This window comes from Diaphorobacter sp. B2A2W2 (assembly GCF_056730635.1).
Window position 1 is genome coordinate 130,858 of the sequence record NZ_JBWZOR010000009.1, and the last position, 15,439, is coordinate 146,296.

General features: G+C 64.2%; 15 protein-coding genes, 1 pseudogene and 1 riboswitch. Of the genes and pseudogenes, 8 read left to right on the forward strand and 8 right to left on the reverse strand.

Features of this window, described 5'->3' with window-relative positions; translation table 11 throughout:
• Positions 1-14: 14 nt before the first annotated feature.
• The 7 genes from AC1PPL_RS14945 (at position 15) to AC1PPL_RS14975 (ending at position 9,190) form a co-directional block, all read left to right on the forward strand.
• On the forward strand, positions 15-263 hold the full coding sequence (locus AC1PPL_RS14945) for a DUF2789 domain-containing protein (RefSeq protein WP_479973614.1): 249 nt from the start codon (positions 15-17) through the stop codon (positions 261-263).
• A complete protein-coding gene (locus AC1PPL_RS14950) occupies positions 264-1,253 on the forward strand; it encodes a cation diffusion facilitator family transporter (protein ID WP_479973615.1) in 990 nt (329 codons plus the stop codon). It abuts the gene before it with no gap.
• 21 nt (positions 1,254-1,274) lie between these two features.
• On the forward strand, positions 1,275-3,071 hold the full coding sequence (locus AC1PPL_RS14955) for a PHA/PHB synthase family protein (protein ID WP_479973616.1): 1,797 nt from the start codon (positions 1,275-1,277) through the stop codon (positions 3,069-3,071).
• Positions 3,072-3,468: 397 nt separating this feature from the next.
• The gene (nifJ, locus tag AC1PPL_RS14960; protein WP_479973617.1) at positions 3,469-7,074 is read left to right on the forward strand and encodes a pyruvate:ferredoxin (flavodoxin) oxidoreductase; all 3,606 of its coding nucleotides are present in this window, start codon (positions 3,469-3,471) and stop codon (positions 7,072-7,074) included.
• The gene (locus tag AC1PPL_RS14965) at positions 7,067-8,086 is read left to right on the forward strand and encodes a dihydroorotate dehydrogenase-like protein (protein WP_479973618.1); all 1,020 of its coding nucleotides are present in this window, start codon (positions 7,067-7,069) and stop codon (positions 8,084-8,086) included. Before nifJ ends, AC1PPL_RS14965 begins: the two co-directional genes overlap by 8 nt.
• A complete protein-coding gene (locus AC1PPL_RS14970; protein ID WP_479973619.1) occupies positions 8,083-8,733 on the forward strand; it encodes a hypothetical protein in 651 nt (216 codons plus the stop codon). The genes AC1PPL_RS14965 and AC1PPL_RS14970 overlap by 4 nt, the downstream gene beginning before the upstream one ends.
• A gap of 139 nt (positions 8,734-8,872) precedes the next feature.
• Positions 8,873-9,190: a YnfA family protein gene (locus AC1PPL_RS14975; RefSeq protein ID WP_479973620.1), complete on the forward strand. Its 318-nt coding sequence runs from the start codon at positions 8,873-8,875 to the stop codon at positions 9,188-9,190.
• A gap of 4 nt (positions 9,191-9,194) precedes the next feature.
• On the opposite strand, the gene AC1PPL_RS14980 is transcribed toward AC1PPL_RS14975, so the two are convergent.
• The 8 genes and pseudogenes from AC1PPL_RS14980 to modA all read right to left on the reverse strand — a co-directional run bounded on the left by AC1PPL_RS14980 (position 9,195) and on the right by modA (position 14,744).
• On the reverse strand, positions 9,195-9,629 hold the full coding sequence (locus AC1PPL_RS14980) for an EamA family transporter (protein WP_479973621.1): 435 nt from the start codon (positions 9,627-9,629) through the stop codon (positions 9,195-9,197).
• 10 nt (positions 9,630-9,639) lie between these two features.
• Positions 9,640-9,957 carry a DUF190 domain-containing protein gene (locus AC1PPL_RS14985; protein WP_479973622.1) on the reverse strand — a complete coding sequence of 106 codons (318 nt, stop codon included), beginning with the start codon at positions 9,955-9,957 and terminating at the stop codon, positions 9,640-9,642.
• Between the two features lie 12 nt (positions 9,958-9,969).
• A pseudogene (gene crcB, locus AC1PPL_RS14990) lies at positions 9,970-10,353 on the reverse strand (fluoride efflux transporter CrcB).
• An 18-nt stretch (positions 10,354-10,371) separates the two neighbouring features.
• Positions 10,372-10,710: a DUF190 domain-containing protein gene (locus AC1PPL_RS14995; RefSeq protein ID WP_479973623.1), complete on the reverse strand. Its 339-nt coding sequence runs from the start codon at positions 10,708-10,710 to the stop codon at positions 10,372-10,374.
• A gap of 9 nt (positions 10,711-10,719) precedes the next feature.
• A complete protein-coding gene (locus AC1PPL_RS15000; protein ID WP_479973624.1) occupies positions 10,720-12,033 on the reverse strand; it encodes a voltage-gated chloride channel family protein in 1,314 nt (437 codons plus the stop codon).
• Between the two features lie 87 nt (positions 12,034-12,120).
• Positions 12,121-12,184, reverse strand: a riboswitch (Fluoride riboswitch).
• A gap of 33 nt (positions 12,185-12,217) precedes the next feature.
• Positions 12,218-13,384, reverse strand: a complete 1,167-nt coding sequence (locus AC1PPL_RS15005; protein WP_479973625.1) for an ABC transporter ATP-binding protein — start codon at positions 13,382-13,384, stop codon at positions 12,218-12,220.
• Positions 13,381-14,046, reverse strand: a complete 666-nt coding sequence (modB, locus tag AC1PPL_RS15010; protein WP_479973626.1) for a molybdate ABC transporter permease subunit — start codon at positions 14,044-14,046, stop codon at positions 13,381-13,383. The genes AC1PPL_RS15005 and modB overlap by 4 nt, the downstream gene beginning before the upstream one ends.
• 5 nt (positions 14,047-14,051) lie before the next feature.
• Entirely contained in the window at positions 14,052-14,744 is a 693-nt protein-coding gene (gene modA / locus AC1PPL_RS15015; RefSeq protein WP_479973627.1) for a molybdate ABC transporter substrate-binding protein, read from the reverse strand.
• Between the two features lie 202 nt (positions 14,745-14,946).
• Between modA and AC1PPL_RS15020 the strand changes: the two genes are divergently transcribed.
• Positions 14,947-15,348, forward strand: a complete 402-nt coding sequence (locus tag AC1PPL_RS15020) for a winged helix-turn-helix domain-containing protein (RefSeq protein ID WP_479973628.1) — start codon at positions 14,947-14,949, stop codon at positions 15,346-15,348.
• The last annotated feature ends 91 nt before the right edge of the window (positions 15,349-15,439 follow it).

Consider the following 15,439-nt stretch of genomic DNA (forward strand, 5'->3'; position numbering starts at 1 on the left):
TCCCGGAGATCGCCATGGAATCCGCCATTCACCGCTTCAGCGAATTGGTTGCCCAGCTGGGCTTGCCGAACGGCTCAGCAGCCATCCGTCAATTTCTGACCGACCACACGCCGCTGCCCAATGGCGTCAGCCTGCCCGATGCGCCGTTCTGGTCGCCGTCGCAGGCCAGCTTCTTGCGAGAAGCCCTGCTACAGGATTCAGACTGGGCCGAACTGGTCGATCAACTGAGTGAAGCCCTTCGCGGGCAGGAAAGCCAAAGCTAAATGAGTGCCGGACACGACCACAGCCACGCCCCCGCCAACTTCAACAAGGCCTTTGCCATCGGCATCGGTCTGAACTTGGCCTTTGTCTGCATCGAGGCCTTCTACGGATGGAAAATCAACTCACTGGCCTTGCTGGCCGATGCCGGGCACAACCTGAGCGACGTGGCCGGGCTGGTGCTGGCATGGGCTGGCGCGCTGGCGGGCAAGTTGCAGCCCAATGCCCGTCACACCTATGGCTGGAAGCGCGGCAGCATCCTGGCGGCTTTTGCCAACGCACTCCTGCTGCTGGTGGCCATGGGCGCTCTGGTCTGGGAGGCCGTGGGGCGCCTGATGTCGCCCGACCCGCTGGTCGGCAATCAAGGTGTGACGATCATGGTGGTGGCGGGTGTGGGCATCGTGGTCAACACCGTGACGGCTTTGCTGTTCATGCGCGGACGAGAGAACGATCTGAATATCCGGGGCGCTTTTCTGCACATGGCGGCCGACGCGCTGGTGTCGGCCGGCGTCGTGGTGGCGGGTGCGCTCACCTTGTGGATGGGCTGGGTCTGGCTCGACCCGGTGGTCAGCCTGCTGATTGCTGCCGTGATTCTCGTGGGCACCTGGAACCTCTTCCGGCAGTCCTTGCACCTGTTGTTCGATGGCGTGCCGGACAGTGTGGACCCTCAGGCGGTGCACGACTACCTGGCGGGTCTGCCGGGTGTCAGCCGGGTGCATGACCTGCACATCTGGGCCATGGACACCTCGCAGGTGGCCATGACTGCCCATCTGGTGATGCCCGACAGCCACCCGGACGACGCATTCCTGAAGGCGGCCACCGATGGCTTGCATGACCGTTTCGAGATCACCCATGTGACGTTGCAGGGGATGCAGGTGCCGTTCACCGAACCCTGCGGATCGTGGGCCGCAGAGGTTTCCCGCGGTGGCCCGGTGCCGGCCCCTGCGCACGACCACGATCACGACCACAGTCACGCGGCTGGTCATGCGCACTGACAACCTGCCAGCTCCACCCTCATGTCCCATCCCACAGTAACCACTACCGTTCCCACCTGTCCGATCGTCCAGCCCACCGACGAGGCGCGTGAGCGTGCAGAGGAGCTGGACGGCCTGCTGCACGCACAGGCCGCGAAACTCTGGGGCGGTCTGTCGCCCATCACGCTGGCGCTGGCCGCCACCGACTGGGCGCTGCACCTGGCCACCCAGCCCGCGCAGGCGTCGCGCCTGGCCAGCGAGGCGCTGGGCATGGCCACCCATGCTGCCCTGGCCGCTGCCACACAGAGCCACTTGCCGCGCGACGCCAGCGAGCGGCCCGACGACCAGCGCTTCCAGGCAGATGCCTGGCAGACCTGGCCGTACGCTTGGATCGTGCGCAACTACCTCGACGCCGAGCGCTGGTGGCGCGACGCCACCCAGCTGCGCGGCATGACATCACACCACCGCGACGTCGTCGCCATGTTTGCGCGCCAGTGGCTGGACATGCTGTCACCGGCCAATGCAGGCTTGGCCAACCCCGAGGTGCTGGCACGCACGCTGGGGCGTCGCGGGGACAACCTGGTGGCGGGCTGGGCGCACGCCTTGGACGACTGGCGCCGCCGACAGGGTCTGGCGCAGATGTTCGACCACGGCCAGCGCTTCAAGCCAGGCGAAGACGTGGCGGTGAGCCCCGGCCGCGTCGTGCACCGCAACCACCTGGTGGAGCTGATCCAGTACAGCCCGACGACGCCCGCCGTGCACGCAGAGCCAGTGTTCATCGTGCCGAGCTGGATCATGAAGTACTACATCCTGGATCTTTCACCGCACGACTCGATGGTGCGCTGGCTGGTGAGCCAGGGGCACACCGTGTTCATGCTCTCCTGGCGCAACCCGGACGAGAGCGACGCGCTGCTGGACATGGACGACTATCTGCAGCTCGGCGTGTTCGCCGCGTTAGCGACCATCGGGCAGCGCTTGCCCGGCGAGGCGGTGCATGCCGTGGGGTATTGCCTGGGTGGCACGCTGCTGGCCATCGCTGCGGCAGCGCTCGCGCGGCCCGGGCAGGTGGGCGGCGCAGAAGCGCTGCCGCCGATCGCTTCCTTGAGCTTCCTGGCCGCAGAGACCGACTTCAGCGAGCCCGGCGAAATGGGAGTGCTGATCGACGAGAGCCAGGTCGCGTTGCTGGAGGACATGATGGCCGAGCGCGGCTACCTCACCGGCCGGCAGATGGCCGGGAGCTTCCAGTTCCTGCACTCGCGCGAGTTGATCTGGTCGGCCACGCTGCGCGAACTCTGGATGGGTGAGCCGCTGCGGCCGAACGACCTGATGGCCTGGAACGCCGACACCACGCACATGCCCGCGGCGATGCACAGCCAGTATCTGCGGCGCCTGTACCTGCACAACGAACTGGCCGAGTCGCGCTACTGCGTGGAAGGCCGACCGGTGTCGCTGGACGATGTCCACCAGCCGATGTTCGTGGTGGGCACCGAAAAGGACCACGTGGCGCCCTGGCACTCGGTCTACAAGCTGCACCAGCTGACGGACGCCGAAATCACCTTCGTGCTGACCAGCGGCGGTCACAACGCCGGCATCGTCAGCGAACCCTGCCACGCAGGCCGACGCTGGCGGGAGGCGGTGCGCCGCCCGGGTGATCCGTGGCTGTCGCCGGAAGAATGGGAAGTCGCGGCCGGGTCACACGAGGGCTCCTGGTGGACCGCCTGGGACAGCTGGCTCAAGGCCAAAGGCAGCGGCCGCGACGTACTGGCGCGTCAGCTGACACCGCGCGATGGCCTTTGTGCCGCGCCGGGAACCTACGTGCATCAGCGATACGAAGATTGAGGGTGTAAGGGTGAGGGAGTCGGCCGCGTGGACATCGCCTGCAAATCACGCCGCACCTTAGATGATGGTGGAGGGCACCGGAATCATCAAAGCACCATCACTTACTGACCTGCCTCAACGCCATGGAAGCATGCGGGTTTAGCATGGACTCATCGGGCAACATGTTTCCGTCTTTCGTGTGGCGTCTGGCAGATCTCTGATTCCAGGCTGCACAACGGTTTTTTACCGGCTTGGCAGGCGAAACGCGAGCCCACCTCAGGAGCAATGCGATGAGATTCAGGCTTTGGATGGTTGCAGAGACCGTGAACCGGTCTGGTCGTCGGTCTGTGGGCATGGATGTCCGAAGGTGGCGAACTGCCGCAGACGTCTTTGATGTTCCTTTGATCCGGAACGTGCCATGACCGAGCAGGGCTTGGTCGTTTCGGCTCCGGGAATGACACGTACGCTGGACGCCAACGAGGCTGTGGCCAGTGTGGCCTACCGCGCCAGCGAGGTGATCGCGATCTACCCCATCACCCCCGCCTCGGCGATGGGTGAACTGGCTGACGCCTGGTCGGCCGATCACCGGCTGAACCTGTCGGGGTCCGTGCCGAAGGTGGTCGAGATGCAGTCCGAAGGCGGGGCGGCCGGTGCGGTGCACGGCGCGCTGCAGGCGGGCGCACTGGTCACGACTTTCACCGCGTCGCAAGGGCTGCTGCTGATGCTGCCCGACCTGTACAAGATCGCCGGGGAGCTGACGTCGTTCTGCATGCATGTGGCGGCGCGCAGCGTTGCCACCCATGCGCTGTCCATCTTTGGCGACCACTCCGACGTGATGGCCGCGCGCGGCACCGGGTTCGTGCTGCTGGCCTCGGGTTCCGCGCAGGAGGCGCAGGACATGGCGGCGGTGGGACATGCGGTCACCCTGAAGGCCCGGATCCCGGTGCTGCATTTTTTCGACGGTTTCCGGACCTCGCACGAGATCGGTACCGTGTCCGTGCTCGACGATGAGACCCTGCGCGCCCTGATGCTGGCAGATGGCATCGCGGCGCACCGGCAGCGGGCGCTGGACCCGGAGCGTCCCGTCATCCGGGGAACGTCGCAGAACCCAGACACGTTCTTCCAGGGGCGCGAAGCCGTCGAGCCGTTCTATGCGGCTTTCCCGGATGCACTGGAGGCGACGTTCTCGCAGTTCGCGGCGCTGACGGGTCGCCAGTACCACTTGTTCGACTACGTGGGGGATCCAGCGGCGGAGCGGGTCATCGTGTTGATGGGGTCGGGTGCCGAGTGCGCACACGAAGTGGTCGAGCATCTGGTTGCTCAGGGCGAACGCGTCGGCGCGGTCAAGGTGCGGCTGTTCCGTCCGTTCTCGGTGGAGCATTTGCTGCAGGCCTTGCCAACCACCGTGCAGGCCATTGCCGTGCTGGACCGGACCAAGGAGCCCGGGTCGTCGGGCGAGCCCTTGCTGCAGGAAGTGACCATGGGGTTGGTGCAGGCGGTGGCCGACGGGCGCCGCACCGCATTGCCCCGGATCAGCGGGGGCCGCTACGGCCTGGCGGGCAAGGAGTTCACGCCCGCCATGGTCAAGGCGGTGTTCGACGCCCTGGCGCTGCCACGTTCTCCGGCCCGTTTCACCGTGGGCATCCGGGACGACGTGTCCGGTTCATCGTTGGCATGGGACTCGGCGTTCGACCGCGAGCTGGAGGCTCCCGACGTGACGCGCGCGGTGTTTTTCGGCCTCGGCTCGGACGGCACGGTGTCGGCCAACAAGGCCAGCATCAAGCTCATCGGTGAACAGGCGGGCTTGTTTGCCCAGGGCTATTTCGAGCTGGATTCGCGCAAGGCCGGATCGACCACGGTGTCCCATCTGCGCTTCGGCCCCCGGCCGATCCGATCGACCTACCGCATCACCCAGGCGCAGTTTGTGGCCATCCACGCACCGGAGTTTCTGGAGCGGCGCGATGTGCTGAACATCGCCTCGCCGGGTGCGACCGTGCTGCTCAACACCGAGGTGCCCGCTGCGCGTGTGTGGGACACGCTCCCGAGCGAGGTCCAGCAGCAGCTGATCCAGCGCCGCTGTCGCCTGTACGCCATCGATGGCTACGCCCAGGCCGAACGCGCCGGGTTGGGCCGGCGGATCAACACGGTGATGCAACTGTGCTTCTTCGCTTTGTCGAAGGTGCTGCCCATGGACGAGGCGATGGTGCACCTGCGCCGTTCGCTGGAAGAGCACTGGGGGCGGCGAGGTCCCGAGGTGGTGCGGCGCAACCTGTTGGCGCTGGAAGGCACGCTGGAGGCCCTGACCGAGATCGCCGTGCCAGAGCATGCCACGGCCACACGCGTCCGTCCGCCAGCCGTCCCAGACCAGGCTGCTGACTTCGTTCAGCGAGTGACCCGCCTGCTGCTGGAGGGCCGGGGCGACGAACTGCCCGTGAGCGCGTTTCCGCCCGATGGCACCTGGCCCAGTGGCACAAGCCGCTGGGAAAAGCGTGCGATCGCGCTGGACATTCCCATCTGGCAACCCGACCTGTGTGTGCAGTGCAACCGGTGCGTGACGATCTGCCCGCACGCGGCGATCCGCGCCAAGGTGTACGACCCCGCAGCCCTGGCCGACGCGCCGCCAGGTTTTCCATCGCTCATGGAGGCGTTCGAGCCTTCGCTGGAGGGATTGGCCTACACGGTGCAGGTGGCACCCGAAGACTGCACGGGTTGCGGGCTCTGCGTCGAGGTCTGCCCGGCCAAGGACCGGCACGACACCCGCCGCAAGGCCCTGGTGTCCCAGCCGCTGCTTGAACACCGTGCCGTGCAACGCGAGGCATTCGACTACTTCGAACAGATCCCGCTGGCCGAGCTGCGGCATCTGCCGCTGGAGCCGCGCAACGTCGCCTTTCGCCAGCCCTTGTTCGAGTTCTCAGGGGCCTGCGCGGGTTGTGGCGAGACGCCGTACCTGCGCTTGTTGACCCAGCTCTTCGGTGAGCGGCTGTTGGTGGCCAACGCCACCGGTTGCTCGTCGATCTACGGTGGCAACCTGCCGACCACGCCATGGACCGTCAACGCACAAGGTCGGGGACCGGCCTGGTCGAACTCGCTGTTCGAGGACAACGCCGAGTTCGGCCTGGGCATGCGCCTGGCGCTGGATGCGGCCACAGATCGCGCCCGCGCGTTGCTGGAATCGCTTGCCCCTCGGCTCCCCGCGGAACTCTTGGCCGGCCTGCTCCAGGCGCCGGAACGTGAGGGCACCGGTGAGGCCTGGGCCCAGGCCCAGCGTCAGCGGGTCAGCGAACTGGAGCGCCTGCTGGCGCAGGATGCCTCGCCTGAAGCCAACGCACTGCGTGACGCGGCACCGGCCCTGTTGCCGCGCAGCGTCTGGATCGTCGGCGGTGATGGCTGGGCCTACGACATCGGCTACGGCGGCCTGGACCACGTGCTGGCTTCGCACCACAAGGTCAATGTCCTGGTGCTGGACACCGAGGTCTATTCCAACACCGGCGGGCAGCAGTCCAAGGCCACGCCGCTGGGCGCATCGGCCAAGTTCGCCATCGCGGGCAAGGCGGTACGCAAGAAAGACCTGGGCCTGCTCGCCATGGGCTATGGCCATGTGTATGTGGCGCAGATCGGCATGCAGTCACACCCCGAGCAGGCTGTGCGGGCCATGCTGGAAGCCGAGCGCCATCCGGGTCCATCGCTGTTGATCGCACACAGTCCCTGCATCGCCCATGGCTACGACCTGGTGCAGTCACCGCATCAGCAACGGCGAACGGTGGACAGCGGTCTGTGGCCGCTGTACCGCTTCGACCCGCAGCGCGTCGATCAAGGCGAAACCCCGCTGGTGCTGGACTCGGGTGCACCGACGCTCGACGTGGCCGATGCCATGGCGGCAGAAGGGCGCTTCCGCATGGTTGAGTTGCGTGACCCAGATCGCTACCGCCAGCTGTTGCAGGCCGCCCGCGACGCGGTGCGGCAGCGCCAAGCCTTGTACGAACAGTTGTCCCACATCCATTTGCCGCCCGAACACCATGGCTGACCTCACCACCTCCTGGATGGGCCTGCGGCTCAAAAGCCCGCTGGTCTTGGCCGCTTCGCCCCTGGCCCTCGATCCCCAAGCCGCGGCACAGGCGGTGGCAGCCGGGGCTGGCGCCATCGTCATGCCCTCGCTGTTTGAGGAGCAACTGAGCGAAGAGCAGATGAAGGCCCATCGGTTCCTCGACAACCACGCCGACATGAACGCCGAGGCCAGCCATTTCTTGCCGGACACGGCGGTCTTTGGCCAAGGTGCTGAACACCACCTGGCGCAGATGCGGGCATTGAAACGGGGGGTGAATGTGCCCCTGATCGCGTCACTGAACGGAACCACGCCCGGCGGCTGGACCCTCTACGCCCGGCAACTGGCCGATGCAGGTGCCGATGCGCTGGAACTCAATCTCTACGACGTCGTCACCCAGACCGCCGAAACCGGCGCCGAGGTGGAGGCAAGACAGCTGGCGGTGGTGGCCGCAGTCGTGGCTGCCGTGTCCATTCCGGTGGTCGTCAAGCTGACGCCGTTTTATGCGTCCTTACCCGCCTTCGTTCAACGTCTGGAGCAGGTGGGCGCCAGGGGCGTGACCCTGTTCAACCGCTTCTACGAACCGAGCATCGATCTCGACGACCTGTCCGTGCACCGCAGCCTTGCTTCGTCCACAGCGGCTGAGCTGCCGCTGCGCCTGCACGCGCTGGCCGTGCTTTCAGGTGCATCCAAGCTGGATCTGACCTGCTCCGGTGGCGTGCATACCGGTGAAGACATGGCCCGTGCCGTCCTGTGTGGTGCCCACGTGGTTCAGGTGGCTTCGGTCCTGCTGGAGCATGGCCCCGGTCATGTGGCGCCGCTGCTGGCCGCTTTCAACGCCTGGCTGGACACCAAGGGCTACACCACGAGCGAAGGCGCCCGCGCTGTCCTGAGCCTGGACCGCGTGCCCGATCCGTCGGTCTGGACCCGTTTGAACTACATCCGAACGCTGCAGACACTTCCCCATCCCACGTCTTGGAGACACCCCCGATGAACACCCCCACCGCAGCCGAGAAGAAAAGCACCTGGCATGGCATCCCGAGAGACGAAATCCCATGGAAGCCGACGGTTGATGCCGAGGCTTGCATCGGCTGCCAGCTCTGTTACGTAACCTGCGGTCGAGGTGTCTACGAGATGCACGACAACGCCGCCGTGGCCGTTGCGCCCATGGAATGTGCGGTCGGTTGCTCGACCTGTGGGAACGTGTGCCCCACATCGGCGATCTCGTTTCCCACCCTGGACGGGGTGTGGAAACTCGAACGCGAGAAGCAGATTTTCCGGACGGTGAAAAAGGAAGCGCTGAAAAAGCACGAGCGCGAAGACGCGCTCAAGGCCCGACAGCAGGCGCAAGAGGCGCTCGCCCATGTGGTGACGCGCGCCAAGGTGGAGGTCGCCGGCGAGTTCGGCGACAAGCAGTTCCTGGTTCGACTGGAAGAACTGATCGAGGGCCAGCCGTTTGATGTCGTGAACCTCAGGCTTGAAGTGCCGACAGTGAAAGGCGCCCGCCAAAAAGCGCCGTCTTTCATGAGCTTTGAAGTGACATCAGAAGAGCAAGCCGACATCACGCCTTTTCTCGACAGGGTCAAGGCCTTGGTGCACGGGGTCGGGCTGGTGCTGGTGTCGGCCAATCCGGTTTCTTAGGGAGGGTCTTGCACAGAACCCGCCCCGGCGGGAGTTGACGCATCCGAATTCAAACGGTCGCGCTTTCCGGCTGAGGAAATCCGTTTCAAAGCCGATTTCGACTCTATTTTTTGCTGTCGCCCGCCAGCACAATGGTGACATGAAAACCTTCCTGCTTTTTGTCGCCACCGCACTGGCTGAAATCCTCGGCTGTTACTTGCCCTACCTGTGGCTCAAGCAGGACCGCTCGGCCTGGCTGCTGGTTCCCGCCGCCATGAGCCTGATGTTGTTTGTGTGGCTGTTGACCTTTCACGACACCGCAGCAGGGCGCGTCTATGCTGCATACGGCGGGGTCTATGTTGCCGTGGCGTTGGTGTGGCTATGGGCTGTCGAACATGTGCGACCCACGGTTTGGGACGTGGCTGGCGTGGTCGTGGCACTGGCGGGCATGACCATCATTGCGTTCCAGCCACGCTGACAAATCAGCGCTTGAGTGTCAGCACGAGAACGCCCCCCGCAATCATCGCAATGCCGGCCCATTCCCTCAGGGCGGGTCGCTCGCCCAGAAACACCACGGCGAACAACACCACCAGCACCAGGCTGAACTTGTCCACCGGCGCAACCTTGGAGGCTTCCCCAATCTTCAGCGCCCTGAAGTAGCAGACCCAGGACGCCCCCGTGGCCAGCCCGGACAGGCCCAGAAACAGCCAGGTCTTTGGCGGCAGCGCCAGCGGGTTGGTCCATTTACCCGTCCACACCACGAACATCGAGAGCACGACGATGATGATCACAGTGCGGATCAGCGTGGCAAGGTCGGAGTCCACGCCCTGTATCCCGATTTTGGCGAAGATGGCGGTCAGCGCCGCGAACACGGCGGACAGCACGGCCCAGTAGAACCATCCGGTGGATGCGGTCATTTGGGGACTCCTATTCTGCGGCGGTCATGCCGTATTCGATCGGCGTCTTGACATAGAACACGCTGACCTTTTCATCGCGCAAGCGCTGAAAGAAGCGCTCGGCGTCCGTTTCACTGACCGCCATCGTGACTTCAATGGGCTGGTCAGCCAGATCGAAAAAATGGGCCGAGTGCAGGCGGCCATCGTGCCCCACCCCCTCCGTCGCGGCGATCAGGGTGACGCCATTGATACCCAAAACGCGCGCCTGCTCGACCAGCCATTCGGCCAGGGGTTTCCAGCCGTGCCGACGGTCCTGTTGGGTGAAAAAAGTCAACTGGTAGCCTTGCATGACGTTCTCCTTTCACAGCGGTTTGAAGATCGTGACGGTGGCCAGACCCAGCAGCGTCATCAGCAGTGAGCCCACGACGTGGGCCGATATGGCGGCACCCGCCCAGAGCATGCGCCCTTATTGAATCAGCGCGGTGACCTCCTCCGAAAAGGTCGAGAAGGTGGTCAGGCCGCCCAGAAAGCCGGTGATGACGAGAAGTCGCCATTCGACGGGGAGGGCCACATGTTGCCCAAAGAACGCCAGCGCCACGCCCATGAGGTAGCCGCCCAACAGGTTGGCCAGCCAGGTCCCGGGCGGAATGAGCGGGAACAGCGCATTGAAGGCCGACCCCAGACCCCACCGCAGCACGGCGCCGAGCGAGGCGCCAATCGACACGGCCAGAATGGAGCGGATCATGGCTTGCACCCCATCCGTTCAAAGCGCCAATTCGCAGCGGAACAGCACCGCCTGAACGTGGCGCAATTCATCGGCGTGTTCGCGCAGGAAATGCCGCAGCCTATCCTCTGCATCGATCAGTTCCATGCACAGCGGATGATGGGCTGGCGTCGCTTCGATGTGCTGGTGGCTGAGCTTCTTGCCGGGCAGGTAGCCCGCGTGCACGCTGTGCACCAGCACCTGGTGGATGCCGGCGCGGCGGGCGGCACTCAGCAGGTGATGGCTCAAGACCGGAGCGGACAGGCGATGCCAGAAACGGGTGGGTCTGGCGCGGGCGGATTGCGGAAAGTACAGGCGCAAGGCGGTCATGTTCTGCATGGAGTGGCCTCAAGGTTCTTTGGATTCGGTGTCGGTCCGTTGCAACTGCGCCTTCCGGTAGGCGGGCAGCTCACCCAGCTTGATGCCCTCGGGGGCATGGTGGTGTTTTGCGTGACCGACGCGCTGCGAGCGGTAGATGCCAGTGTGGCCAGAGAACAGGTAACTCACCACGCAGGCAACGGCCGCATAGACCCCAATCTCGGCACCAAACAGTTCCATGGCCATCAGGGTCGAAGCAATTGGTGTGTTTGCAGCGCCGGCAAAAACGGCTACGAAGCCGATGCCGGCGAGCAAGGCCACGGGCATGTTCAGCAACGGCGCCAGCGCATTGCCCAGGGTCGCGCCGATGTAGAACAGGGGCGTGACCTCGCCACCTTTGAAGCCCGTACCCAGTGAGGCAATCGTGAACGCCATCTTGCCCACGAAGTCGTAGGGGGCCAGAGGCTGCTCGAACGCTTGGACAATGGTCGGAATGCCCAAGCCGATGTAACGGTCGGCACCGAGGAACCATGCGGCTGCAGCGACCACTACCCCCCCAAGGAAAGGTCTCAGCGGCGCATATGAAATGTGCTTCTTGACCCAGGCACTCAGGGCGTGGGTGGTATCGGCAAAGACCTTGCCCGTGAGCCCGAAGATGGCGCCTGCGATCAGCATCACGGTCAACGGCCAGGCGGCGATGGCGGGAATCGCCGGGACGGCGTAGTGGGTGTGATGTACACCCCAGAGCAGACCGACCTGGTCGGCCACGATGGCCGCCACCAGACAAGGGAAAAGTGCGTCGTAGCGCAAGCGACCGATCGCCAGCACCTCCAGGCCAAATATGGCCCCGGCCAATGGCGTTCCGAACACCGAGGCAAAGCCCGCGCTGATGCCGGCCATCAGGATGATGCGGCGGTCTTCGTGTTTGAGCTTGAACACATGGGTGAACTGGTCGGCCAGTGCGCCCCCCATCTGCACGGCAGTTCCCTCGCGGCCCACGGAAGCGCCGAACAGGTGAGAGATGACCGTGCCACCCAGCACCAGCGGCGCCATGCGCAGCGGAATGACTTTCTTGGGGTCATGGATTTCATCGATCAGCAGGTTGTTGCCTGCTTCGACATGTTGACCGAATCGCAGGTACATCCAGCCGACCGCGAATCCGGCCAATGGCAGCAACCCGATCAGCCAACGATGTGCGTTTCGTGTGTTGGTCGCCCACTCCAGCCCGAAAAGGAAGAGAGCCGAAGCGGACCCGGCCAACGCCGCAACCCCGCTGGAAAGCACCAGCCATTTGCCCAGGTAGGGCAGCAGATTGAGAAGTTCGTGGCGTCCAGAAGATTTCATGCACATCCTGTTGTCTGTGTAGCGAAGGCACAAACCCGGACGTGTGGCGGTACAGAGGATGAACGCCTACGGCACCCCACGCCGGGAATGTCAGTAGGCATCATCAGCCTTTTCAGGCGGTTCAAGGAGGAATGCCATCTCCTGATTTGCATTCTACCGGGCCACTCATCGCGGGGGGAAAAGTTCAGGTCTTGGTCGGCATCACATGCACCCAGTCGCAGTCAAGGCGAACGGGCAGTGACTGGCCGACCGCCAACTGCTGACGCTGGGGGCCGGAACGGATCAACCGCAATACCGCCCCACCCAGGGCGTCCACAGTGGTCGTGGCCAGCGTGGTTTCGCCCAGGTTGCGAACCTCGATCACAGTGGTCAGGAGTTCCACGAAGTCCTGTCGGGCATCTTGGGTTCCTGTGGTGATCTCATGTCCTACATGCAGTCCGTCGCCCTGTATGACCCAGGTCACAGCTTGACCTGCCGCGATCCGGCCCTTGTCCCGTACCCGTAGCCGAACGCCAGTCGGATGGCCTTCCGGCGACAACCACTCCAGCCAGCCGCTGCGTTGCGGTGGATCGATGGCTGCCTGTGGTCCCAGCCACCGCCCCGTGAAGCGGTTCTGGATACCGACGAGGTCGGCCACGCGCGCGTTCCGGGGTGATCGGTAGATATGGGCCGGGGTGCCTTGCTGCATCACCAAGCCAGCGTCCATCACCACCAGGCTGTCGGCCAGATGCCGGGCCTCGACCAGATCATGGGTGACCAGCACGATGGGGATGTGCAGTTCCTCCCGCAGGTCGGCCAGCAGATCGTAGAGTCCCTGGCGGTTCATCTGATCGACAGCTGAGAATGGCTCGTCCAGCAGCAGCAGACGCGGCTCTCGCGCCAAGGCTCTGGCGACTGCCACGCGCTGCTGTTGCCCTCCGGAGAGGCTGCCAGGCTTGCGGGCCTGCTGTTCGGATGACAGGCGAACATGGTCGAGCCAGTGGGCTGCCCGCTGCCGACGCTGGGCCGAGGGCAGGTGCTGCATCGACAGGGCGACGTTGTCCAGTGCATTCATGTGCGGCATCAACGCGTAGTTCTGAAACACCAGGCCCACATGGCGTTGCTGAGGTTGATGGAATACGCCTGTATCTGTGTCCAGCCACACCTCGTCACCCACCGAGACGTGTCCTCTGCCGGGCTTGAGCAGGCCGGCCAGACAGCGCAGCATGGAGGTCTTTCCGGCTCCCGAAGGACCCACCAGAGCCAGCAGCTCGCCTGGCTTGCAGGTGAACCCACCCTGCAGGGGCATTGGCAAGCTCTGTTCGATGTGAACCTGCAAGCTGCCTGGGGGCGTGGACTGTGCACCGTTCATCGGGGCTTCACCATCCGTGCCGTGGCAAAAAAGGACGCCGCAACGGCCACCAGAGACAGCATCAACAACAGCAAGGCCATGCGGTCAGCGCTGGCAAGGTCAAACGCCTGCACCCGGTCGTAGATGCTGATGGCGATCGTCTTGGTTTCACCGGGAATACTGCCCCCCATCATCAGCACGACACCGAACTCGCCCAGCGTATGAACGAAGGTCAGCACCATGGCCGAGAGAATGCCCGGCCATGCCAAAGGCAGCTCCACCTTGATAAAGGTTTGCCATGCATTCAGACCACACACCGCGGCGGCCTCACCCAGATGGGCCGGGATCGCCTCGAACGCCCGCTGAACGGGCTGCACGATGAAAGGAATGTTGAAGATCACCGACGCCACCAGCAGACCGGTGAAATTGAAAGTCAGGCGGACATCGAAGGTGTCCAGCAGCCAGCGACCCAAGGGTGAGCCGGCACCCAGCGACACAAGCAGGTAGTAGCCCAGCACGGTGGGCGGCAGCACCAGCGGCAGCACCACCGCCGCCTCGATCAAGGCCTTGGCCTTGAAGTCCGTGTTGGCCAGCCAGCGTGCAAGCCAGAGCCCGAAGGGCAACAGCACCAGCAGCGTGACCCCCGCCAGTTCAAGCGACAACAACAGGGACGGCCAATCCATCTCGCTCACCGCCTGGGCATGGCAAATCCGTAGCGCGTCATGATGGCCTGGGCTTCGGGTTGTGCGATGTATTCGTAGAAGGCGCGCGCCACATCGGGCGCACCCCGGGTCAGCACCATGCGCTGTGCCAGGGGCTGGTGCCAGGCTTGCGGGATCAGGGCAAATTCACCCAGGTGGGCGACCTGGGGAGCCAGGGCCAGCGAGTAGGCAATGATGCCGCCCTCGGTCGCGCCAGAGGTGGCGAACTGGGCCGTCTGGGACACGTTCTCACCGAACACGAGTCTGGATTCCAGCGCGTCCCACAGACCGGTGTGCTGCAAGGCTTCTTTGGCGCGCATGCCATAGGGCGCGTGATCGGGCGCTGCAATGGCGAACTTCTTCAGTCGCCCATCCTTCAGCGCTGCGGCCAGGTCCCTGAGTTCACCATCGGCCTTGAGCGCAGAGCCCTTGGGCACGATGATGCCAATGCGTCCGTGGGCATACAGACGCCCCCGGTCCACCGTCTTGCCCGCTTCGGCCAGCTTGAACACGAAACCCTCGTCGGCCGACATGAACAGGTGAAACGGCGCACCCTGAAGGATCTGCGAATAGAAACTGCCGGAGGAGCCAAAGATCAGGCGCATGCGATGACCTGTGTCCTTCTCGAACCGGGTCGCCACTTCTTCGAGTGCGAACTTCAGGTCGGCGGCAGCTGCCACCGTGGGGGGTTGCGAAGTCGTTGTTTGGGCCAAGACGGGCTTCACACAGAGACCCAGAGCCAGCGAGATTGTGCAAGCGAGCAGTCGAAGGACATTCATGGTGGAACCCAAAGCAGCGGTGGGGCAATGTGATGGGATGGTCAGGGTGATGTTCGATATCTTCAAAAAAGTATAACGGGTAGTCACCTCTATCATCCCGAACATGAAGCCATCACTGAATGCCTCTGCTCTCGAAGAGCGCACACGCTTTCGAATCCAGATCAAACACGCGGTCGCCATCGGACCTGGCAAGGCCGACGTGTTGCAGAGCATTGCGGAGACGGGCTCGATTGCCGAAGCCGGTCGTTGCCTGGGCATGAGTTACCAGCGGGTCTGGTCGCTGGTGGACGCCATGAATCGCGACTTTCTGGAGCCTCTTGTTGTCAAACAACGCGGCGGTGCTGCAGGCGGTGGCGCCTCACTGACCCCGATGGGGCACAAGGTACTCAAGCTGTACCGATCAGTTGAACTGAAGGCGCAAAAAGCCATTGAAAAACCGCTGGCTGATCTGGTGGCGCTGATTCAGCCTGACATGGGCGGCACTGACACAGCCACTGACCGGTAGTCCTGCTCAGATAGCTTGGACCGTCTCGTGGTCCACCTGGCTTTGGAAGATTACGCAGGTCTCGGTCTGGCGAGCAGGCATCAACCTCGTG